Source organism: Youngiibacter fragilis 232.1, from assembly GCF_000495435.3.
GTDB classification, from domain to species: Bacteria; Bacillota; Clostridia; order Clostridiales; family Clostridiaceae; genus Youngiibacter; species Youngiibacter fragilis.
Genome location: NZ_AXUN02000171.1, coordinates 17628 through 39391 on the forward strand (window position 1 = coordinate 17628; position 21764 = coordinate 39391).

A 21764-nucleotide genomic window follows, 5' to 3' on the forward strand; every position below is an offset into this window, starting at 1 on the left:
CCAACAGTGCAAAAGACAACTGAAGCGCAATGCCTCAGCTGTCCGTTTCTTCAGTTTTCCTTCTTCATTACTACGTACTTGAGCACCGGGTATATTATAAGCACCTGCACTACTATGTTTATCAGGTTGGTAATGTTCGTCGCCCAGAAGACCCCGAAAACCGCAGTGAGCGGTGCAAGGGCCACTGTCGGTATGTACAGGCAGATAAGGTAAACGGCAAGCACAGTTACAAGGTATATGGGCACTGCTCCTTTAAGGGAGTTGTTTGCACCGAAAACGATCCTTCTCTGCACGATGAAGTTCACGGCCTGTGCAACGAAGAAGCTGAGCAGGAACGAAAGGAATGCAGCCAGTCCACCGTTCTTCACTGAGTAGTCATAGATCCAAAATCTGAAGTCCGTACCTGCAAGTCCTGAAAACAGGTAGTTCCTGCTGAAAATGAGGACAGCAAAATTCACGATAGTGGCGATGTTGCTGAACAAGTTGAACATGATGAACTCGAAGAGGTCCGAGTGCCTTTCCCTGAAATTCCGGAATGCTTCGTTCATCATGCTTTTCCTGCCTTCATAAGACTTTCACTGAATGCCTTCTTTGCCCTTCTCATCCTGAAGAATCCGGCTAAGAGGCCCGACAGGCCTTTTAAGGATCTTCCATTGACTATCATGAGCAGGCTGTCCACCATCTCCATGCTGAGCATTCCCTTGGTCATCTTGGCAAGTCCGTAGAAAGGCATGTTGTAGATGTACAGTATATTGAGGTCAGGGCTCTTGTTTTCTTCAGCCTTATTCTTCATGCGCCTGAGGATCCTGTGGAGAAGCCTTGCCAGTCCGCTTTTTGCATAGTAAAGCTGTGAAATGGTGTCGTTCCTTGTAAGAGGCAATGACTTGTCCCAATCTGCCCTTGGCACCTTTCTTCCAAGAAGAGCCTCGAACTCTTCATCTGTCACTGAATCCACATCAGCGGTATAGTAGTGCCCAAGCCTTGACCTCACATATGGCGCTTCCGCCCCTGTACCTTCATGCTTCAGTTCTCCTGTAAGGCGTATGTCTTCTGACGATGCCCCGATTGATATCCTGTAGGTTCCCTCTTCCACCTCGAACCTTCCTGTCTTTACGCTGAAGTACCTGAAGGTCCTCTCATCGAAGGGTATTGCGACCCTCCTCTTCTCACCCGGCTGAAGCCTCACCTTCACGAAGCCCTTAAGCTCATGCTTTGGCCTGAATATCTGAGAGTCCTCAAGGCCTACATACAGCTGGGCGATTTCAGCGCCTTCAGTATCTCCTGTATTGGTGATCGAGAATGTGACGCCATTATCGTCAACTGCAAGGTCCGAATAGCCGAAGGATGTGTAGCTCAGGCCAAATCCGAACGGAAACCTTACTTCTATGCCTCTTGTTCCGTAATAGCGGTACCCGGTGAATATTGATTCCCTGTACTCGGTTGTGCTTTCAGTTCCAGGGAAATACTTGCAGGTCGGGACATCCTCATACCTCAGCGGATAGCTTTCACTGAGCTTCCCCCCGGGACAGACCCTGCCCGTGATTACATTAAGGACAGCCATGGCTCCTGCCTGACCGGAAAGGCTTCCGTGAAGGATTGCCCTGCAGTCATCTGCCCATGGCATTTCGATCGCTGAGCCGCAGCTGAGAATTGCAACTATGTTCGGATTGACTTCCTTAAGGGCTTTCAACAGCTTGATCTGGTTCTCGCTGATCCTCATGTGGCTTCGCTCAAGACCCTCAACCTCGCTCATCTCATCGAGACCGATGTAGAGGAGGGTGACCTGTGCTTTTTTGGCAAGCTCAAGCGCTGCATCAAGCAGCTCCCTGTCTTCCGACCCGTTTCTCCTGAATCCAGGCTCGAATCCAACCATCTCAAGGTGTGTATTAACCATGCAGTCCACCGCATTGTCAACCTTTGTTGGATTCACATTGCTTGAACCTCCGCCCTGATAGCGAGGTACCCTTGCAAAATCCCCTATGACTGCAACCTTCGTCCCTGCAGCAATTGGGAGGATGCTGTCATCATTCTTGAGAAGTACGATCGATTCCTCAGCAGCCCTTCTGGCAATATCATGGTAATATTCAACGTCCTTTCCTGAAGCTCCTGCTGTCTTTTCACTCCCTGACATCCTCAAGTCCTCAAGGAAGCTCAGGTATTCGTCAACCCTCCTGTCGAGGACTGACTCCGGTATCAGACCGGACCTTACAGCGTTCACGATCTCGATGTCGCTGTTCGTTCCTGAGGAAGGCATCTCCACATTGGTTCCGGCGGCAAGGCCTGATACCCTGTCATGGCTTCCGCCCCAGTCCGTCACTACTATGCCTTCAAATCCCCATTCATCCCTGAGTATGTCAGATAGAAGGTGGCTGTTTTCACTCGCATGGCTGCCGTTCACCTTGTTGTAGGACGACATCACAGACAGCGGCTTCCCTTCCTTCACGGCAATTTCAAATCCGGTCAGGTAAAGCTCCCTGAGGGTCCTCTCATCAAGTATTGAGTCATTTGACATCCTGTGAAGCTCCTGGTTGTTAACTGCAAAGTGCTTGATGCATGCGGAGACCCCACTGCTCTGGATGCCTCTCGTGAATGCGGCTGCCATCTTACCGCTTAATATTGGGTCTTCACTGTAGTATTCGAAGTTTCGTCCGCACAGGGGGTTCCTCTTCATGTTAAGGCCCGGTCCGAGCAGCACGTCTATCCCCTGAGCTGAAGCCTCTTCCCCCAGCGCCTGTCCAACGGTCTCCGCAAGGTCAGTATCCCAGCTGTTCGCCACAGCCGAGGCTGTCGGGTAGCAGGTGGACGGCTTCCCTGGGTTCAGGCCCAGGTGGTCCACCTGGTCGGTCTGGCTTCTGACCCCGTTAGGGCCGTCAGCGAAGGATATTGCCGGGATTCCAAGCCTGGCTATCTTCTTTGACACCCAGAAGTTCTCTCCGGACATCAATGAGGCTTTTTCCTCAAGCGTCATCTGTCTTATCATTTCCTTTTTCTTCATATCTCACCTATAGCCAGGACTGCCCTCCTCCATGGATGGCAGTCCCTGTCCTTAGAAATTTTTCTGATGTTACTTCTGAGCCTTCCATGTCTTGGATACGGCATACAGCATATGCTTGCTTGACTCATAAAGGTTCCTGATTACGCTTATCCTCATCGCAGGATCTTCAGTCGCCTTGAGCATGACCTCATTGTGTCCGTTCTGCCCAGTCCATGCTCCCATGACATCTAGGGACAGGTTTCCGCCTGCATTGAGCATCGCGATAGGATTCATGTGTGGATATATGTTGGCATCGGTTATAACAACCCCATTGAAACCCCATTCGTTCCTCAGGACTCCTGTAAGTAGGCTTGAGTTACCGCCTGCCCATGAATATCCGATGTAGTTGAAGGATGACATAACACCGAGGCTTCCACCTTCCTTGACAGCCATTTCGAAAGGCTTCAGGTAAATCTCCCTTATAGCCTGCTCATTGCTCCATGAGAACAGCTGATTCCTAACGTTAGATTCACGTTCGTTGAGCGCAAAATGCTTTATGAATGTGATCAGGCCCTGGTCCCTTGCTCCCCTTACAACACTTGCTGCTATCTTTCCTGCCAGCAACCCGTCCTCTGAGTAGTACTCGAAGTTTCTTCCATTGAACGGGCTCCTGTGTGTGTTCATCGCTGGTGCGTACCACCCGCTGTAGCCGTTGGCCTTACCCTCGTTCCCCACGCTTGTTCCCATAAGGTTGGCTATGTCAACGTTCCATGTCGATGCTATTACTACCGGGGTTGGATATGTTACTCCCTTTCCGTCAGCACCCATTATGGCGCCCGAGTATATGCTTGCACCGATTGTAGTCGTTCCGTCAGGGGTAAGGGTTCGTGGCACTCCAAGCCTGTCTATTCCAGAAATCTGCCAGGTCCCTGTTCCCGCAAGGACACTCATTTCCTTGAGTGTAAGCTGTGATACGAATTCATCCCACTTAGGGTCATCATATTCAAGTCCTACCATCTCGGAAAAATCTATCTGCCTGGCAAGTGTCTTCCCATATTCAGGAATATCCTCAGCCTTCAGCCCAAGCTCCGAGTCAGTTGGTGCTTTATACGTCATCGCTGCAAGAATCTTGTCTGTAGCAATGTAATCAGATGCTTTAGGTCCTGTAAAGGCCCTGTTTGCCGGGTCCCATGCCCTTGTCAGGTAATCTCCGACTCCGATTGCATCATCAAAAAGGTTTGTTGCTTCTACAAGATCCGTAGAACGCTTTCCGTCGTTAGCCTCATTGTATATTATCTCATCCTTCAAGGTGAATATCTCGGAATCAAGCTCCACATGTGCATTTTCCCTGAGCATTATCGCATAGTCGCCCTTCTCGAGCACATAGCTCTTGTTGACCTTGTAGTCATATGAGGCCATGTCTTCTATCGGGAATGTCAGAGAGTAGTATTCGGTTGCTCCGGCCGCTATGACATTTGTCTTCTTGAAATCAACAAGGTTGACTGTGGCCTTCTCGATTGCTCCGGTATATGGAGGATTGTAGTATATCTGTATTACGTCCTTGCCCGCGACAGTTCCTGTATTCTTCACAGAAACCCTCACTGTAAGGTTTCCGTTCTCTTCGTTTATCGCCATGATCTCCTTCTCGAACTTGGAGAAGCTAAGACCATGCCCGAACGGGAACATTACTGCGTCATCATACTTGAATGTGCTGTCTGTCATTGACCTTGTCTCAAAATACTTGTAGCCTACATAGATTCCTTCGCTGTAGTTCGTGAAGAATCCATAGTCTTCAGGAGCATTGGTGTAGTGGTAGCTGTTCTTGTTCTTGGTGCCGTCCTCTTCATACTGTATGTAGTTATTAGCGCTCGGATTTGCGAGGTTGTCCTTGAGCCAAGTGTCAGCAAGCCTTCCAGATGGATTTACAGTTCCGTTCAGTATTCCTGAAAGGGAGTCGATCCCTGACTGTCCAGGATATCCTATCCATACTATGCTCTTTATTGAAGGATAATCCTTAACGAAATCAAGCTCCATTGCATTCGCAGAGTTGACGACAAGGATTACCTTGTCAAACTTCTTTGCTACCGCACCTACCATCGCTGCCTCATCTGGCAGGAGCTGCAGCTGTTCTACGGTGAAGTCGAAGACTTCTCCGCCTCCGCGTCCTATTACGATCACTGCTGTATCGGAGAATTCCTTAGCCTTGTCAAGTATCGTCTTGCCATCGCTGTAGAGGGTCGTATCAGTATAGGCGCTTACAGGAACTTCAGGGACTGTAATGTTGCTAGGCTTCTCGATGAACTCTGAAGCGCTGCTGTTTACAGGTGCGTCTGTCTTCCCTATGGATATGTTTCCCTTCTTGTAGTAGTTGTAGTAAAGATAAAGCAGGTCTTCGTTCACATTGAAGTTGCCCTTGGGTCCTGCAAGTGAGTCCTCAAGCTTCGTTGCACTCTCAACGTTGGATGCGGAGGATCCTCCGGCGTTGTACACAAGCTGGACTCCTCTCATTCCGAATACATTGATGTTCATCTTGCTGTCCGCTGAGGTCTTCAGAGGAAGAAGGCTGTCATTGTTCTGCATGAGTACGAAGCCTTCGTCTGAAATCGCCCTAGTCGTGTCAGCAGCCGATGTGAACGCGGCTTTCTGTTCCACAGTGTCCGGTTTAAATTTTGCAATAAGCCAGTAGCCTGATCTTGTTATCACAAATCCATACACCAGTATTGCAGCAAGGATCACTGCTGTCACACCAAGCACTACCGGCAATTTTTTTCTTTTCTTTGCAGTTTCTGCCATTGATCTTTTCCCCTCTTCTTCATATGATTTCCTCATATGTTTTTTTCAACTATATCACGTTAAAAAACCATATTTAACAGTTTTGCACAGACTGTCATTTTGCACGCATAAACTGTAACGGTTTTCTGTAAACCATTTATGGCATAGGTACTGAAACCTTATTTCCTCACTTCAATGAATATCCGCCAAAATGGTCATACATGGGGCTTTCAAGGTTGACTAACTCCATGGAAAGGGTATTATTATAACAAGCAGATTTGTTGAAGCTAGATAAACTTCAAAATCGTCAAAGAAACAGGAGAGAAATTATGGATTTCAAAAGCACCAGAGATGAGAACAATATCGTTTCACCTTCGATGGCTATCCTGCAGGGGCTGGCTGAAGATGGGGGCCTGTTCGTCCCGGTCTCATTCCCGAGGCTTGGAAAAGACCTTGAAACCCTTGGCAAAATGAGCTACCAGGAGCTGGCATTCGAGATAATGTCCGCATACCTTCACGATTTCAGCGATGAAGACCTTTGGGCCTGCATAAACGGGGCATATGATGAGAAGTTTGATGATCCGGGTATGGCGCCTGTGGTCAGTGTAGGGAACGTAGACCATATGGAGCTCTTCCACGGTTCTACAATTGCCTTCAAGGATATGGCCCTTTCAATACTCCCATACCTCATGAAGACCTCAGCTGTCATGAACAAGAGTGACAAGGACATAGTGATCCTCACTGCAACTTCCGGAGATACCGGAAAGGCCGCCATGGCCGGATTTGCTGACGTACCTGGTACGAGCATAATAGTATTTTATCCGAAGAACGGGGTGAGCTCGATACAGGAGCGCCAGATGGTCACACAAAAGGGAGATAACACCCACGTAGTAGCTATAGAAGGCAATTTCGACAGTGCCCAGACCAAGGTCAAGGAGCTGTTCAATGACAATGAGCTCAGGAATGAAATGGAAAGGAACGGCTTCCAGTTTTCAAGCGCAAACTCCATGAACATAGGAAGGCTTCTGCCGCAGGTGGTCTATTATGCATGGGCATACCTGAGGGAAGTCGAGACAGGCAGGATAGAAGCCGGTAAAAGCCTCAACTTCTGCGTTCCAACAGGAAACTTCGGCGACATACTCGCCGGATATTATGCGAAGATGATGGGAGTCCCGATAGGAAAGCTCATCTGCGCTTCAAACGACAACAAGGTGCTTTATGACTTCTTCGAGACAGGCACCTACGACAGGAACAGGGAATTCGTACTTACGATATCCCCGTCAATGGACATACTGATATCCAGCAACTTTGAAAGGATGCTGTATCACGCAACAGGGAACAATACAGGGGAGCTCCTCAGGCTCATGGGAAGCCTCGAGTCAACAGGCATCTACACCGTAGGTCCTGAAATCATGGCGAACTTCGGTGACTTCGCTGCAGAATATGCTAATGAAGCGGAAACCATGGACCAGATAAGGAAGGTTTTCGAGGAGACCGGATATGTAATGGACCCTCATACAGCAGTAGCATCAAGAAGCTACGAAAAGTATGTCGAAAAGACCGGCGACAATACGCCCTGCGTAATAGTATCAACTGCAAGCCCCTACAAGTTCCCTGAAGCTGTCCTGAATGCACTCGGCAGTCTGCCGGAGGACATAACCGACGACTCCCTTATCGACACGCTAAACGCTGTATCCAAGGTAGCCATTCCAAAGGCCATCCATGAGCTGAAGGATGCACCGGTCAGGCATGGCACCGTGGTGCCGGTGGACGGGATGAAGGATATCGTAAGGAAGATCATACTTAAGTAGAAACAATAGTCAGTATCTGAAAGCCCCCGACTGTGAGTCAGGGGCTTTCTTCATTCAGATACGAATATCTCATTTTTTGCTGCCGAGCTTACCTGAACAGGAACTCCCCGTTTGACTCTATGACCTTCTTGTACCAGTGGAAGGATTTCTTGGGGATCCTTCTGTAGGTCCCGTTTCCATGGTCATCACAATCCACGTAAATGAAGCCGTATCGCTTGGACATCTGCTTGGTGGATTCCGACACCAGGTCGATGCATCCCCATGAGGTATACCCCATGCACTCGACACCGTCGTACTCGATGGCGTCAAGCATGGTCCTGAAGTGAGCGTCAAAGTAGTCTATCCTGTACTGGTCGTCTATGGTCCCATCCTCGTTCACGGTATCCCTGGCTCCAAGTCCGTTCTCAACGATGAACAGCGGCTTCCTGTACCTGTCGTAAAGGTCTACCATGGAGATACGAAGTCCGATGGGGTCAATCTGCCATCCCCAGTCGCTTGAAGGAAGATATGGATTCTTTATAGCAATAACCGTATTTCCAGCTGTCACATCAAGACCCTCCGTGGAGGCTGCAGTGCATGATGACATGTAGTAGGAGAAGGAAACGAAGTCAACAGGATAGCTCTTCATGATTTCGTCATCCTGGGGCTCCTTCCTTATGTTTATCCCCTTGTTCCTGAACCTTGCGAGCAGGTATGAAGGATACTCACCGAACACCTGGGTATCGCTGTAGCAGTACAGCGCCCTCATGTCCTGCTGGGACTTGAGCACATCTTCGGGCTTGCAGGTGTATGGGTAGTAGGTAAGCTTTGTAAGCATGCAGCCTACTTTCGAACCAGGAATGATCTCATGGCATATCTTTGTTGCCAGGGCACTTGCGACAAACTGGTGGTGCATCGCCTGGAATATGACTTCCTCCCAGAGTTTTCCCTGGAACCTGTCCTCTATAAGTCCGCCTGTCGTGTATGGATGCCTGATCATTGAGTCAACCTCGTTGAATGTCAGCCAGTACCTGACCTTATCCCTGTATCTTGTGCATATGGTCCTGACATAGTTCTCGAAGAAGCCGATCACTTCCCTTGAATACCATCCGTCATAGTTCAGCGTGAGGTTTATCGGAGGCTCGTAATGGGACATTGTTACAAGAGGCTCTATCCCGTGCTTTTTGCACTCGTCGAACACATTGTCATAGAACTTCAGACCTTCCTCATTAGGCTCCCTGTCATCCCCATTGGGGAATATCCTGGACCAGGCGATGGACAGCCTGTATACCTTGAAGCCCATTTCGGCAAACATCGCTATGTCTTCCTTGTAGTGATGGTAGAACTGGGAACCATGGCGTTTTGGATAAAGCGAGTCATCATCGGACTTGAGAGCTTCCTCCACATCCCTTGTCGTAATTTCATTATGCTTCCTGTAGTCTGTCACGTCCACATCAAGATGGTGCCTTGCGCAGTCGGAAACGCTTATTCCCTTTCCGCCTTCATTCCATCCGCCCTCGACCTGGTTTGCAGCAGTAGCTCCACCCCATAGGAAACCCTCGGGAAATCTTCTGTTTGGCATCCTTGCACCTCCATTTATTCATATGCCCATTCTAAACCATAAACTTTGACGTTCATATATCCTGAGGTTCATTTCCATTATTTGGAATCCATGCCGGGGAATGAGGATTACTTCAACGTTTTCACATCAGCTTATTGACGATGGTCATACCAAATGTTATCCTTTAAATGTGTCACGAAGGCACATTGAATCGATTGAAATTGATTTTGAAATGGACGAATCCAGAAACCAGCTGTCAGTAGATAGCTTCTTTCTGGATTTATTTTTTTGGGGAGGATACTAAACATGCATATACCCGACAATTATCTCAGCCCGGAAACCTGTGCAGTAGTGACAACAGCCATGGTGCCAGTATGGCACAGGTCAGTAAGGAAGGTTAAGGAAGAGGTCACCAAGGCCAGGATCCCCCTTCTTGGAATAGGTGCCGCCTTCTCATTCCTTCTCATGATGTTCAATGTTCCGCTTCCCGGCGGTACAACTGGTCATGCAGTGGGAGGTACCCTTCTCGCCATACTGCTAGGCCCCTATTCTGCATGCATTTCAGTTACGGTGGCACTCCTTATCCAGGCGCTCCTCTTCGGAGACGGCGGGATACTGGCTTTCGGGGCAAACAGCTTCAATATCGCCTTCATTCTCCCGTTCCTTGGCTACTGGGTATACAGGTTCATAAAGGACCGTACCCGGTCTGAAAAGGGTGAATACCTTGCGATCGCCATTGGATCCTACATCGGTCTCAATGCAGCTGCGCTTGCGACCGCAATCATGTTCGGAATCCAGCCGCTGCTGTTCAAGAGCGCTGCAGGTCAGCCGCTTTACAACCCTTATCCCCTGTCGGTGTCAGTACCTGCAATCATGATTCCGCACCTTCTTGTGGCAGGATTCGTGGAAGCCGGGTTTACTGTAGCGATATACTCATTCATCAGGAAGGTCTCACCCTCCATGATCTATGAGGGGGCAAGGGAGAAGACCAGGGCCATATACGGACTGGTGGCGGCACTCGTCATCCTGACACCATTGGGACTGCTCGCGACAGGGACAGCGTGGGGAGAATGGGGCATTGATGAGCTGAGCACCGTCATTTCTGACGGAAAGGCCCTGGGCTATGTTCCTGAAGGTATGAAAAACGGATTCAGCTTCGAAGCGATAATGCCTGATTATGTCATAAACGGGCTACCAGATACTGCGGGATATGTCCTGTCAGCAGCTGCAGGAGCAGCTATCCTTATTATAATGTTCAAGGTCCTCTCAAGCCTCAAAGGCGGGGAGAACAAGCGCTGATGAAGGAGGCAAGGTAAATGCCTGAATGGCTTATTAAGGAAGAGGACTATGTTCCGGATAGGGATAAGGACGGGTTCATCGGGAAAAGCATCCTGTCAATCCTCGGGATCCTTTCAAGGATAAAAAGCCAGGGCAGGGAAAACGAAGGCAAGTACATAATCGATGCCAACCTCAAGGTCATATTCACATTTATCCTGGCCCTCATGGTTTCACTTGCAAAAAACTTCACGTTCGTGGTTGTAGTCAACGTATACCTCCTTGTAGTCCTCTGTCTTCAGGATGCAGGCACGATCATAAGAGTCCTGAGGATAAGCCTTATCATGGCAGCCTTCACCTTCGTGATGCTTATCCCGGCAATAACCTGGGGAAGCGGAAGCAATGCGGTAATGCTGACAGGAAAGGTATTCGCCACAGTCACAGCTGTGAATCTCCTCTCACGCACCACGAGATGGAATGACATAACAGGTGCCCTCAAGGTACTGCGTGTCCCCGACATATTCATACTCGTCCTTGACATAACCATCAAATACATTGTCCTTCTCGGCGAATTCTCGCTAAACATGCTCTATGCCCTCAAGCTTAGGTCAGTTGGCAAGGACAAGGGCAAGTATCAATCAATCTCAGGGATAGCCGGCAGTATGTTCGTAAAATCCAGGGAGATGGCTGAGGACATGTACAGCGCAATGGAATGCAGGGGCTTCACTGGAGAATACAAGAAATCGGGCAGAATAAGGCTTGGTCTTGCGGACTATGCCTACATGCTTGCAAACATCGGCTTAGTGCTCACATTCATCTATTTGGGAAGGGTCTGAAATGATAGACATAAATGGAGTCTCATATTTTTATTCCGGAAGTGCCGCCCTCAGGGATATAACCCTGCATATCGACAAAGGCGAGGCTGTAGCCCTGCTTGGAGCTAATGGAAGCGGAAAATCAACCCTTCTAAAGCTCATCAACGGAATAGTTTCACCTGACGAGGGCGAATACAGGTTCAACGGCGAGAAGATCACATCAAAAAAGCTCCAGGACAGCAAATTCGCCAAAGGCTTCCACCAGAAGATAGGCTTTGTCTTCCAGAACTCTGATACTCAGCTGTTCTGTGCGGATGTAGAGGATGAGATAGCATTCGGCCCCAGGCAGATGGGACTCGGAGAAGACGAAGTATCGAAGAGGGTAAATGACTGCCTTGCCCTTCTCGGAATTGAAGACCTGAGGCACAGGCCGCCGTATCACCTGAGCGGAGGTGAAAAACGCAAGGTAGCAATAGCCAGCGTACTTTCACTAAATCCTGAGGTGCTTGTACTTGACGAGCCCATGAACGGTCTCGACCCAAGGACACAGAGGTGGCTTGTGGAATTCCTGGTCAAGCTTAACAAGGCCGGGAAGACAATCATAACATCAACCCACAACCTGGAGCTCGTGCAGAACATATCTAAGCGTGCTGTCCTGTTCAGCGAGGACCATAGGATAGTCGCAGACATGCTGACAAGGGATCTGCTCATGGAATTCGAGCTGCTCAAGAGCGTCAATCTTGTTGATGAGTATTACCATCAGCATGAAGGCAAACACCATGTACACTACCATATGCACACCTACAGTGTCTGACAGCACATTTACTTGAATTAACAATGAAGAAATGACAGGAGTGGAATACATGACAAAACTTGAAGAGCTCAAGAGTGAAATAAGGTCGCTTGTAAAGGATGGTGCATGCATAGCCTTTTCGGGTGGTGTCGACAGCAGCCTTATCCTGAAGCTTGCAGCTGATGCCGGCAGGGAGCTGGGCAGGGATGTCCATGCTGTCACCTTTGAGACGAGGCTTCATCCGGTATCTGACGTACAGGTGTCAAAGAGCGTGGCAAAAGAGATGGGCGCAATCCACACGATAATCAGAGTGGATGAATTTGAAAACAGGGACCTTCTGAAAAATCCTGTGAACAGATGCTATATCTGCAAGAACATGCTGTTTTCGAACCTGCTGGATCTTGCAAAGGAAAATGGACTTAAGTATGTGATTGACGGTACGAACGCCGATGACCACAAGGTATACAGGCCAGGCATCAGGGCTCTCAAAGAGCTTGGAGTCATCTCTCCTCTTGCCGGGCTCGGAATAACCAAGGCTGAAGTCAGGGCGTTCGCATCAAGCCTTGGAATATCGGTTGCCTCAAGACCATCAGCCCCATGCATGGCTACCAGGCTGCCATATGACACTGAGATAAGCTTCGAGCTTCTCGAACGGATTGAAAAAGGCGAAGAGTTCATTAAGGGACTCGGTTTCAGCATCGTAAGGCTGAGGATCCATAAGGATATCGCAAGGATTGAGGTTCCGGCAGATGACTTCATGAAGCTCATCGGATACAGGGATCAGGTAACAGCATCTCTCAAGAGCCTCGGCTTTACATACATAACCCTTGATATGGAAGGCTTCCGGTCCGGAAGCATGGATATTGGCCTGGACAAGTCAATGGCCTGAAATAATGATTGTGAGGTAACAAAATGGATATACAGGAACTGCTCAGAAAGGTCAAATCCGATGAAATGGACATAGCTGCCGCCGAAAACATGCTCAAGAAGCTGCCATATGAGGACCTGGGCTTTGCCAAGCTTGACCACCACAGGAAGCTGAGGTCAGGCTTCGGAGAGGTAATTTACTGCAGCGGTAAGTCTGACGAGCATCTGCTCATGATTTTCCAGAGCTTCATGGAGAAAGGCGTCAATGTTCTTGGTACAAGGGCTTCAATGGCACAGTACAAATTTGTGAGCGCTGTCATACCTGAGGCTGAATATGATCCCATGTCGAGGATAATCAAGATAATCCACTCAGAACCTGAGAAGATAGGCTGCATCGCCGTATGCACAGGGGGAACGTCCGACATCCCTGTGGCTGAGGAGGTTGCGCAGACTGCTGAGTTCTTCGGGAGCAATGTGCTCAGGGTCTTTGATGTGGGAGTTGCAGGAATCCACAGGCTCTTTTCCAAGATGGATGTCATCTCGCAGGCAAACTGCATAGTTGCAGTGGCGGGAATGGAAGGAGCGCTGCCAGGAGTCATAGCGGGAATGGTTGACAAGCCTGTGATCGCAGTCCCGACCTCGGTAGGCTATGGTTCGAACTTCCAGGGGCTCTCGGCACTTCTCACCATGCTGAACTCCTGCGCTGAGGGCATATCGGTAGTCAACATAGACAACGGCTTCGGTGCAGGCTACCTTGGCACCCAGATAAACAGACTTGCGGAGGGATACAATGGAAGGTAAGACTTTATACCTTGAATGCTTCTCTGGGATAAGCGGAGACATGACAGTGGCGGCACTTCTCGACCTGGGCGCCGACAAGGATGTCCTTCTGTCAGCCCTTGAAAGCCTAAAGGTCTCAGGCTTTGATATAAAAATCGGCAGGACCCAGAAATGTGGGATCGACGCCTGCGATTTCGATGTCATACTTGAAAGCGGACATGACCATGGCCACACCCATCCACATCCTAATCCTGCCGCAAAAAAACAGCTTTCAGCAGCTTCATTCAGAATGTCGCCTGGAATCAAAGCCAAGGCCGCAGTAAAGGAGCACACCCATTCACATGACAATGGTCATAGCCATTCACATGACCACGGTCATAGCCATTCACACGGTGGTGACCATGCTCACAGGAACCTCTACGACATAATGAGGATAATCGATTCTTCGGGAATTACCCCTGGTGCCAAGGCAATATCCAAGAGGATATTCGAAGTGGTGGCTATCGCGGAATCCAAGGCGCACGGACTTGGAATAGAGGATGTACACTTCCATGAGGTCGGTGCTGTAGACTCCATAGTTGATATAGTGGCAGCGGCTGTGTGCATTGATAATCTTGGAATCAGGGACGTCATAGTCTCAGAGATGTACGAGGGTACAGGGCATGTCAAATGTCAGCACGGAATCCTTCCTGTTCCTGTTCCTGCAGTCCTCAATATCCTTTCAGCCAATTCGCTTCCCATAAGGATAACCGAAGAATCAGGGGAAATGATAACACCTACTGGTGCAGCGATAGCAGCGGCACTTAGGACGAAGGAAAATCTGCCTGACAGGTATGTGATCCGGGGCATCGGCATTGGTGCAGGAAAGAAGGATTTCAGGAAGGCAAATGTACTGAGGGCCTACATCATTGAAGAATCAAACATATCAGGAACAACAGACAGTGTATGGCTTCTTGAAACAAACCTCGACGACATCACTGGAGAGAACCTTGGCTACGTCATGGAGAAGCTTCTTGATGAAGGTGCGAAGGATGTCTTCTATACGCCAATATTCATGAAGAAGAACAGGCCGGCGTACAAGCTGAGCGTGATCTGCAGCGAGTCTCACAAGGCAGGGCTGGAGTCCGTAATATTCAGGAACACCACCTCAATTGGCATAAGGAAGGTCCTGATGGAGAGGGCCATCCTGGAGCGCGAAAGCATTACCATAAACACTGCCTTCGGGCCTGCCCGTGTCAAGGTCACGACTTTCGAAGGCGAAAAGTCATACTCGCCGGAGTATGAGGATATCAGGAATTTCTGCAAAAATAAAGACCTCCCGTATGGGGAAGTCTATGAAAGCGTCATGGCATCAGTAAGAAGCTTTTCAAAATAATTCAAATGGGAAGGTCTCACCAGCTAAGGTGAGGCCTTTTCATCTGTCCGCTGCTCTTCATTTGCAGGCTGCGGGCTGCTTACCATTACTGGTGATTCCTTCAGTATGTATGTCTTTATTGCAAATAGCAGGCCTATTGTCACAACTCCAATAAGAAGCTCATAGGCTTCAGTGTTGTAGATCAGCATCTTCCTTGCTATTGCAAGTGTCATGACATCCACCACATTGTTTGGCTTGTGCCTTATGAGCATTATTGCAAGCTCAAGGGCGATGATCAGTAGAAGAAGGTATGAGAGGTAATGCTGGAAGCTGTTGTAGTTTATGAGCTCCTTGAGCTGTGTGATATCCCTGAACATGGAGATCACGAAGAAGCATGAGTTGATTATTACCGCCATTACAAGAAGCCCTGAAATGAACAGCTCTATGCTGCTGATTGCTGTGGCGACCCGTTTTGACATCCTCTCATAGAACTTTGATTTGTTGCTGTACATCAATATCCACCTTTCGTTCGTATCCAAGCTGTCACACTGATTGATCTGGCACCCAACCAAATTGACTTGCAGCTTTTTCTGAGTATAACAGAGCCCAGGGTACCTGTAAATATTTACATAGCAATTGCAAAATAATTATCAGTTTGGCAATGCGCATGCTGATCCAGGCATCAGCGCCAATACCAACGATGAGAAAAAAGGACTTGAGCTAGCTCAAATCCTTTTTTCAACCATGTCATTTGATAACTGATTCAAGGCATATCTTTCTTTTTCAGGCTTATCTTTCTTCCCTGAAGTAATTCGAACCGCAGCTTGCCGGCTGTGAGTTCTCCTTCTCCTTGCGAATAGAAGTCATTACAAGCACCAATGCCGTTATTATGAAAGGAAGCATGTCAAAGAATGCGTTCGGTATGGCTATGATGTCCTTTGGAAGGTAGTATTTGAGGATATTGAAGGCTCCGAATACGAAGGAGCCGAATATGGCCCTGTTCGGGCTCCATGCGGCGAATATTACAAGTGCCACTGCAATCCATCCAAGTCCGTTGACACTGTTGTTCATCCATACGCCGCCATTGATTACCATGGAGCAGTAGGCTCCGCCTATTCCGCAGATACCGCCTCCAAGGAGCACATTAAGATACTTGAGCTTCGTGACCTTTATCCCGGCCGCATCCGCTGCACCCGGGTTTTCGCCTACAGCCCTAAGGTTCAGCCCGAGCTTGGTCTGGTTGAGGTAGAATCCGCATAAGATCGCTATTGCTATACCGAGATATACGAAAGGATTGTAGGAGAAAAGCAGCTTTCCAACAACCGGGATCGAGCTCAGCCCCGGTATATTAAGGTTCGCCAGCTGCAGCGTGATGTTCTCCGGAAGCTTCATTGAGGTTGTCTTGGTGCTGGTCAGCATGTATTCTCCAACGAAGTTGGAGATACCCACTCCGAAAATAGTCAAAGTAAGACCAGTTACATTCTGGTTTGCCATGAATGTAATTGTCAGGATGGCATATACAACAGCCCCGGCCATTCCTGCAGCAAAGGCCGCAACAACAGCTAATGCCAGGCTGTCTGTCAGGAATCCGGCCATGAACCCTGCACAGGCTCCCATAGCCATCATCCCCTCCACACCTAGGTTCAGGTGACCTGACTTTTCATTCATTATCTCACCCAGCGTACCGAACAGGAGCGGTGTACCTGCAAGGACTGCAGCTGTAAGGAAATTCAGGAACATATTCATTACCTCGCACCTCCTTTTCCACGGAATATGAACTTGTATCTTATGAAGAACTCACATCCAAGCACAAAGAAAAGTATTATACCCTGGAGCACATCAGCCGAGTAAGTCGAAAGCCCATAGGTGGACTGCATTACGCTTGAGCCTTTCTCCAGCACACTGAACAGGAACGATATGACAAGTATGCTGACTGGATTCAGGTCTGCAAGCCATGCTACTATGATCGCTGTGAAGCCTACACCTCCTGCGACTGACGCCGCAAGGGTCATGTCAGAGCCTGAAGACTGCACCATGCCTGTCACGCCGGCTATACCACCCGAAAGCAGCATGGTACGGAGGATTATCCTCTGAACGTTCATACCTGCATACCTTGCTGTAGCATGGCTCTCTCCAACAACGCTTATCTCATAGCCCTGCTTGGTGTATTTGAGGTATATGAACACAATTGCTACAAGTACCAGCCCGATCACCCAGCCTATCTGAACACCAAAAACCTTGTTCAGCTGTGCATTTGCCACAAATCTTGCGATCTTCGGGAATCCTGATGATTCTGGGTCCTTCCACGGACCATCCCTCAGGAATGATATCGTATGAAGGGCAATATAGTTTAGCATCAGGGTAAAAAGAGTCTCATTTGTGTTGAATTTAGCCTTGAAAAATGCGGGTATAAGTCCCCAGAGGCCACCACCAAGAAATCCAGCCAGAAACATTACTGCAAGCAGCAGAAGATGCGGCCAGTCATTGTGGAAAAGCGCGAAATACGAGGAGAAAATGGCTCCCATTATGATCTGCCCCTCAGCTCCTATGTTCCAGAATCTCATCTTGAATGCAAGAGTGACTCCAAGTGAAGCCATAAGCAGCGGTATCATTATCTTTACAGTAGCCTGTACTGCCATTTCACTTCTGAAAGCTCCAGAAATTATCGTAGCATAAAGGGCAAACGGATTGAATCCAATGAACATGAGGAACAGTCCTCCTGCCACAAGAGCAAGCACCAGGGCAAGTATCCTGAGCTTGAATATGCCGCCCTTTGACCTTTCGACCCTTTTCACGGTTCTTACGAACGGTTCACTTGCCTTCAATGTCCTTTCACTCATCTGAATCCACTCCTTCCAGGCTGCGCCCCGTCATCATAAGTCCAAGCTCTTCCTTGGTTGTTGTTTTGGCATCAACAATTCCCTTCAGCTCACCATGGCAAAGCACCATGATCCTGTCAGAAAGCTCGAGCAGCACATCAAGGTCCTCACCGACAAAAAGTACAGCGACACCCTTTTCCTTCTGCTCATTGAGCAGGTCATAGATAAGGTAGGATGAGTTGATGTCGAGCCCTCTTACGGGATAGGCGGTAATAAGCACGTTTGGCTTTGATTCTATCTCTCTTCCAAGAAGCACCTTCTGCACATTACCTCCGGACATCCTTCTTACCGGCATGTCAACGTTGGGTGTCACGATGCAGAGCTTTTCGATAAGCTCCTCGGCAAGCTTTCTTGCCGGTTTCTTGTCAACAAACAGTCCCGGGTTCTTCTTGTAGGATTTGAGCATCATGTTCTCAACCATGCCCATTGATCCGACAAGCCCCATACCAAGACGGTCCTCCGGAACAAAGCTCATGCTTATTCCAAGGTCTATGATCTCATCAGGGCTCATTCCGATTATGTTTTTCTTGTTGTAGAGCACTGCACCTTCCTTGATATCCATCAGACCGGCTATGGATTCACATAGCTCCTTCTGTCCGCTTCCGGCTATTCCTGCAACTCCAAGGATCTCGCCGCTCTTCAGGCTGAAGCTCACATTCTTGAGCCCCATGTTCCCATGTTCATTTTCAACCGATAGGTCTACGACCTTGAGTACCGTATTCCTGTCTACGGTCTCAGGTCTGTTGATCTCAAGACTTACGGGTCTTCCAACCATAAGCTCTGTAAGCTGCTTCTCATTTGTTTCTGAAGTCATTACAGTGGCAACATGGTGTCCCTTCCTCAGTATCGCTACCCTGTCGCTTATGGCCATGACCTCGTTCAGCTTATGGGTTATTATGATTATGGCGTTTCCCTTTTCCTTCATCTTCCTTAAGATAGCAAACAGCTTTTCAGTTTCCTGAGGAGTTAGTACAGCTGTCGGTTCGTCAAGTATCAGGATCTCAGCTCCGCGATACAGAACCTTCATTATCTCTACTGTCTGCTTCTCACTCACAGACATGTTGTATACCTTGTTCTCAGGGTCTATCTCAAGTCCAAACCTCTCGCTTATCCCCAATATCTTTTCTTTCAGGACCTTCCGCTTCAGGTGCTTCTCCTTCGTTCCAATCACAATATTATCCATGGCACTGAATACCTCAACCAGCTTGAAATGCTGGTGTATCATGCCAATGCCAAGCTCTATGGCATCAGTAGGCGAGCTTATGGATACTTCCTTCCCCGCAACTGAAATAGAGCCCTTGTCAGGATAATATATCCCTGACAGCATATTCATAAGGGTAGTCTTTCCAGAACCATTCTCACCAAGAAGCGCGAGTATCTCACCACACTTGACCGTAAGATTGATATCACTGTTCGCTACCACGCTTCCGAAGGTCTTGGTTATCCCCTTCAGTTCGATTGCATAATTAGATTCGATTGCTTTCGTCATACTTTCTCCCATCTTTCTGACCCCTGGCACATTTTGCCAGTCCTGTAATTTGACGATGAAAAGAATTATGGGGCAGACCATCTCATTTCGTATCCGAAAACCAGAGAGATGACCCACCCCTTACTTTGCCTGCTTCGTTATTTCAATGTAACGGTCTTGAAGTACCAGTTGATCTTTCCTGTTATGGTTCCGTCGTCAAGAGTCTTTCCAGCTTCACCGACTGTCTTTCCGTCATTAGTCTCTATAACACCGTCAAATACGTTGAATGTACCATCAAGTATTGTTGCCCTTGCCTTTTCAACCGCTTCCTTTGTTCCTGGTGCGACTATGCTTTCATTGAGAGGGGAGATATCTACCATCTCTTCCTTCATTCCACCATAATAGTTTTCACCTTCCCAGGTTCCATCGATAAGCTTTTCTACAGCCCAGGTATAGTACGCGCCCCAGTTCCATACAGCAGATGTGAGTGTAGCCTTTGGCGCATCCTTGGACATGTCTGAATTGTATCCGATTCCGAATACTCCGGCCTTTTCAGCCTCAAGCTGAGGGTTTGGCGTATCGACATGCTGTGCTATGACATCGCAGCCTTCAGCAAGAAGGGCTTTCGCTGCATTTGTCTCTTCACTCGGTGAATACCAGCTGTTTGTAACCTTTACGTATACCTTGGCATCCGGATTAACTGAGTATACACCCATAGCGAATGCGTTGATTCCCCCGGTAACCTCTGAATTGTCCTGTCCCATTGCTGCCACAAATCCGATGAGGTTCGACTCAGTCTTCATACCTGCAACTATACCTGAAAGATATCTTGCCTGGTAGATCCTGCCGAAATAGTTGTTCATGTTTGTTCCATTGCTCTTATATCCAGTACCGTGTGAGAATATTATCTCAGGATACTCTTCAGCGAGAGCTTCCATTGTATCCATATATCCCCAGCTTGTAGCGAAGATCACGTTGGCGCCTTCTTCTATGCACTCACGTACCGCGGTCTCAGTAGCTGTAGGGTCTGTGTCATTTACATTGTTCTTCCTTATAATCTGATTATCTGCAAGCCCCAGTTCCTTCTGCATTGCAACTATTCCCTGGTCATGCGCGTAGGTATATCCTGAGCCGTCAGCAGGATTACCTATATGGATAACTCCTACCTTGATGTCTCCCTTAGCTATCGCTGCGAACTTGCCTCCGGTTGTCGCGGATGGTGCTGTAGTTGGCGCAGCAGTAGAGCTTGGTGTGGTCGGGGTGGTCTTTGTTCCGCAAGCTGCGGAGAAGGAAAGTACAAGTGCCAGTGTTGAAATCATGCTGATTATCTTTTTCATGTTTCCCTCCTAATAGTTATGATGCCGTCAGTTCTAAAGCCTGAGAAAAAGTGCAGATACATATTTGTCTTAGATTGTGTTTCAATAGCGCTCCCCGTGCACCACCTGCAATTTTTATATGACCATGACTTTATTTTATGCGAATGATAAAGCCCACGCAAGTCTTTTTGTTCGTAATCTTTACAATTTATCCATTTATTTAATGTAATCGTTTAGATGAGATTTTTCCATTCATTTTACCATACAAATATGCCAAAGTCTCCAATTTTCCGTACGCTGATTATTCCCATTCTTAACAATGTTCGTAGATTTCGGACGGAAGTCATGCGTTGATTTTCCAAATGAGTCTGACGAATTTTCGCATTGATGTGTACTTAATGAAAGACTTGCTCATGATCAATGAAAAAAAGGACACGGCTTAAACACCATGTCCTCATATACGGCCTATTTTGCAAAATGCCTGTCCAGCAGACCCTTGAAGGCCTTTCCATGCCTTGCCTCATCCTTGCACATCTCATGTACTGTATCATGTATCGCATCAAGGTTGAGCTGCTTCGCAAGTGTCGCCAGATCCTTTTTACCCTGGCATGCTCCGTGCTCTGCATCTACCCTTACCTGAAGGTTCTTCCTGGTATCTGCAGCAACAACTTCTCCGAGAAGCTCTGCAAACTTTGCTGCATGCTCTGCTTCCTCAAAGGCTATCCTCTTGTATGCTTCAGCGATCTCAGGGAACCCTTCCCTGTCTGCCTGCCTGGACATCGCAAGATACATTCCGACTTCAGTGCATTCGCCCATGAAATTAGCCCTGAGTCCTTCAACTATCCTCTCGTCAACTCCCTGTGCAACACCAATCACGTGTTCGTCAGCAAATGACAGGTCTCCCGTCTGCTCGATGAACTTACTTGCTGGAGCCTTGCATATGGGACACTGTTCAGGCGGCACATCCCCCTCATGGATATAGCCGCATATGGTGCATACAAATTTTTTCATAATTATCTCCCCTTTATAATATAATCGATATTATTTATTATTTAATAATTATTCCAATTTGTAAATAGTTCAGCATAATTTTTATTATTTACTCAAACTTCGCAGTTTA

Annotated in this window: 17 protein-coding genes; 7 read left to right on the top strand and 10 right to left on the bottom strand. The window is 48.1% G+C overall.

The window, feature by feature from the left end:
* Positions 1 to 50: 50 nt before the first annotated feature.
* The 3 genes from T472_RS08875 to T472_RS08885 form a co-directional block, all read right to left on the bottom strand.
* Positions 51 to 551 carry a membrane protein gene (locus tag T472_RS08875; RefSeq protein ID WP_023387742.1) on the bottom strand — a complete coding sequence of 167 codons (501 nt, stop codon included), beginning with the start codon at positions 549 to 551 and terminating at the stop codon, positions 51 to 53.
* The gene (locus T472_RS08880) at positions 548 to 2995 is read right to left on the bottom strand and encodes a glycoside hydrolase family 3 C-terminal domain-containing protein (RefSeq protein ID WP_023387741.1); all 2448 of its coding nucleotides are present in this window, start codon (positions 2993 to 2995) and stop codon (positions 548 to 550) included. The genes T472_RS08875 and T472_RS08880 overlap by 4 nt, the downstream gene beginning before the upstream one ends.
* A 69-nt stretch (positions 2996 to 3064) precedes the next feature.
* Positions 3065 to 5767, bottom strand: coding sequence for a glycoside hydrolase family 3 N-terminal domain-containing protein (locus T472_RS08885; RefSeq protein ID WP_023387740.1), 2703 nt, complete (start codon positions 5765 to 5767; stop codon positions 3065 to 3067).
* A gap of 308 nt (positions 5768 to 6075) precedes the next feature.
* Here T472_RS08885 and thrC point away from each other — a divergent pair, with 308 nt between their 5' ends.
* Positions 6076 to 7557, top strand: a complete 1482-nt coding sequence (thrC, locus tag T472_RS08890) for a threonine synthase (protein WP_023387739.1) — start codon at positions 6076 to 6078, stop codon at positions 7555 to 7557.
* Positions 7558 to 7645: 88 nt separating this feature from the next.
* Here thrC and T472_RS08895 read toward each other — a convergent pair whose 3' ends face one another.
* Entirely contained in the window at positions 7646 to 9118 is a 1473-nt protein-coding gene (locus tag T472_RS08895; RefSeq protein WP_023863541.1) for a family 1 glycosylhydrolase, read from the bottom strand.
* Positions 9119 to 9403: 285 nt separating this feature from the next.
* Here T472_RS08895 and cbiM point away from each other — a divergent pair, with 285 nt between their 5' ends.
* The 6 genes from cbiM to larC are packed head-to-tail and all read left to right on the top strand — an operon-like array spanning position 9404 to position 15002.
* Positions 9404 to 10396, top strand: coding sequence for a cobalt transporter CbiM (gene cbiM / locus T472_RS08900; protein ID WP_023388922.1), 993 nt, complete (start codon positions 9404 to 9406; stop codon positions 10394 to 10396).
* 17 nt (positions 10397 to 10413) lie between these two features.
* Entirely contained in the window at positions 10414 to 11208 is a 795-nt protein-coding gene (locus T472_RS08905; protein ID WP_023388923.1) for an energy-coupling factor transporter transmembrane component T family protein, read from the top strand.
* A gap of 1 nt (position 11209) precedes the next feature.
* The gene (locus T472_RS08910) at positions 11210 to 12001 is read left to right on the top strand and encodes an energy-coupling factor ABC transporter ATP-binding protein (RefSeq protein ID WP_023388924.1); all 792 of its coding nucleotides are present in this window, start codon (positions 11210 to 11212) and stop codon (positions 11999 to 12001) included.
* A gap of 49 nt (positions 12002 to 12050) precedes the next feature.
* Entirely contained in the window at positions 12051 to 12869 is an 819-nt protein-coding gene (larE, locus tag T472_RS08915) for an ATP-dependent sacrificial sulfur transferase LarE (protein ID WP_023388925.1), read from the top strand.
* Positions 12870 to 12892: 23 nt separating this feature from the next.
* Positions 12893 to 13648, top strand: a complete 756-nt coding sequence (larB, locus tag T472_RS08920) for a nickel pincer cofactor biosynthesis protein LarB (protein ID WP_023388926.1) — start codon at positions 12893 to 12895, stop codon at positions 13646 to 13648.
* Positions 13638 to 15002, top strand: a complete 1365-nt coding sequence (larC, locus tag T472_RS08925) for a nickel pincer cofactor biosynthesis protein LarC (RefSeq protein WP_023388927.1) — start codon at positions 13638 to 13640, stop codon at positions 15000 to 15002. The genes larB and larC overlap by 11 nt, the downstream gene beginning before the upstream one ends.
* 23 nt (positions 15003 to 15025) lie before the next feature.
* Here the strand turns inward: larC and T472_RS08930 are convergent, their stop codons facing one another.
* The 6 genes from T472_RS08930 to T472_RS08955 form a co-directional block, all read right to left on the bottom strand.
* The gene (locus T472_RS08930; RefSeq protein WP_023388928.1) at positions 15026 to 15493 is read right to left on the bottom strand and encodes a phosphate-starvation-inducible PsiE family protein; all 468 of its coding nucleotides are present in this window, start codon (positions 15491 to 15493) and stop codon (positions 15026 to 15028) included.
* A gap of 277 nt (positions 15494 to 15770) precedes the next feature.
* Positions 15771 to 16727: an ABC transporter permease gene (locus T472_RS08935; RefSeq protein ID WP_023388929.1), complete on the bottom strand. Its 957-nt coding sequence runs from the start codon at positions 16725 to 16727 to the stop codon at positions 15771 to 15773.
* Positions 16727 to 17821 carry an ABC transporter permease gene (locus tag T472_RS08940; RefSeq protein WP_023388930.1) on the bottom strand — a complete coding sequence of 365 codons (1095 nt, stop codon included), beginning with the start codon at positions 17819 to 17821 and terminating at the stop codon, positions 16727 to 16729. The genes T472_RS08935 and T472_RS08940 overlap by 1 nt, the downstream gene beginning before the upstream one ends.
* On the bottom strand, positions 17814 to 19361 hold the full coding sequence (locus T472_RS08945; protein ID WP_023388931.1) for an ABC transporter ATP-binding protein: 1548 nt from the start codon (positions 19359 to 19361) through the stop codon (positions 17814 to 17816). Before T472_RS08945 ends, T472_RS08940 begins: the two co-directional genes overlap by 8 nt.
* Before the next feature lie 125 nt (positions 19362 to 19486).
* On the bottom strand, positions 19487 to 20665 hold the full coding sequence (locus tag T472_RS08950; protein ID WP_023388932.1) for a BMP family ABC transporter substrate-binding protein: 1179 nt from the start codon (positions 20663 to 20665) through the stop codon (positions 19487 to 19489).
* 444 nt (positions 20666 to 21109) lie between these two features.
* Complete coding sequence (locus T472_RS08955) at positions 21110 to 21655, bottom strand: NADH peroxidase (protein WP_023388933.1); 546 nt, start codon at positions 21653 to 21655, stop codon at positions 21110 to 21112.
* Between the last annotated feature and the right edge of the window lie 109 nt (positions 21656 to 21764).

Bases quoted from the DNA above. Each gene is read 5' to 3' on its own strand.
- T472_RS08875 (WP_023387742.1), bottom strand. From the start codon at position 551: ATGATGAACGAAGCATTCCGGAATTTCAGGGAAAGGCACTCGGACCTC.
- T472_RS08880 (WP_023387741.1), bottom strand. From the start codon at position 2,995: ATGAAGAAAAAGGAAATGATAAGACAGATGACGCTTGAGGAAAAAGCC.
- T472_RS08885 (WP_023387740.1), bottom strand. From the start codon at position 5,767: ATGGCAGAAACTGCAAAGAAAAGAAAAAAATTGCCGGTAGTGCTTGGT.
- thrC (WP_023387739.1), top strand. From the start codon at position 6,076: ATGGATTTCAAAAGCACCAGAGATGAGAACAATATCGTTTCACCTTCG.
- T472_RS08895 (WP_023863541.1), bottom strand. From the start codon at position 9,118: ATGCCAAACAGAAGATTTCCCGAGGGTTTCCTATGGGGTGGAGCTACT.
- cbiM (WP_023388922.1), top strand. From the start codon at position 9,404: ATGCATATACCCGACAATTATCTCAGCCCGGAAACCTGTGCAGTAGTG.
- T472_RS08905 (WP_023388923.1), top strand. From the start codon at position 10,414: ATGCCTGAATGGCTTATTAAGGAAGAGGACTATGTTCCGGATAGGGAT.
- T472_RS08910 (WP_023388924.1), top strand. From the start codon at position 11,210: ATGATAGACATAAATGGAGTCTCATATTTTTATTCCGGAAGTGCCGCC.
- larE (WP_023388925.1), top strand. From the start codon at position 12,051: ATGACAAAACTTGAAGAGCTCAAGAGTGAAATAAGGTCGCTTGTAAAG.
- larB (WP_023388926.1), top strand. From the start codon at position 12,893: ATGGATATACAGGAACTGCTCAGAAAGGTCAAATCCGATGAAATGGAC.
- larC (WP_023388927.1), top strand. From the start codon at position 13,638: ATGGAAGGTAAGACTTTATACCTTGAATGCTTCTCTGGGATAAGCGGA.
- T472_RS08930 (WP_023388928.1), bottom strand. From the start codon at position 15,493: ATGTACAGCAACAAATCAAAGTTCTATGAGAGGATGTCAAAACGGGTC.
- T472_RS08935 (WP_023388929.1), bottom strand. From the start codon at position 16,727: ATGAATATGTTCCTGAATTTCCTTACAGCTGCAGTCCTTGCAGGTACA.
- T472_RS08940 (WP_023388930.1), bottom strand. From the start codon at position 17,821: ATGAGTGAAAGGACATTGAAGGCAAGTGAACCGTTCGTAAGAACCGTG.
- T472_RS08945 (WP_023388931.1), bottom strand. From the start codon at position 19,361: ATGGGAGAAAGTATGACGAAAGCAATCGAATCTAATTATGCAATCGAA.
- T472_RS08950 (WP_023388932.1), bottom strand. From the start codon at position 20,665: ATGAAAAAGATAATCAGCATGATTTCAACACTGGCACTTGTACTTTCC.
- T472_RS08955 (WP_023388933.1), bottom strand. From the start codon at position 21,655: ATGAAAAAATTTGTATGCACCATATGCGGCTATATCCATGAGGGGGAT.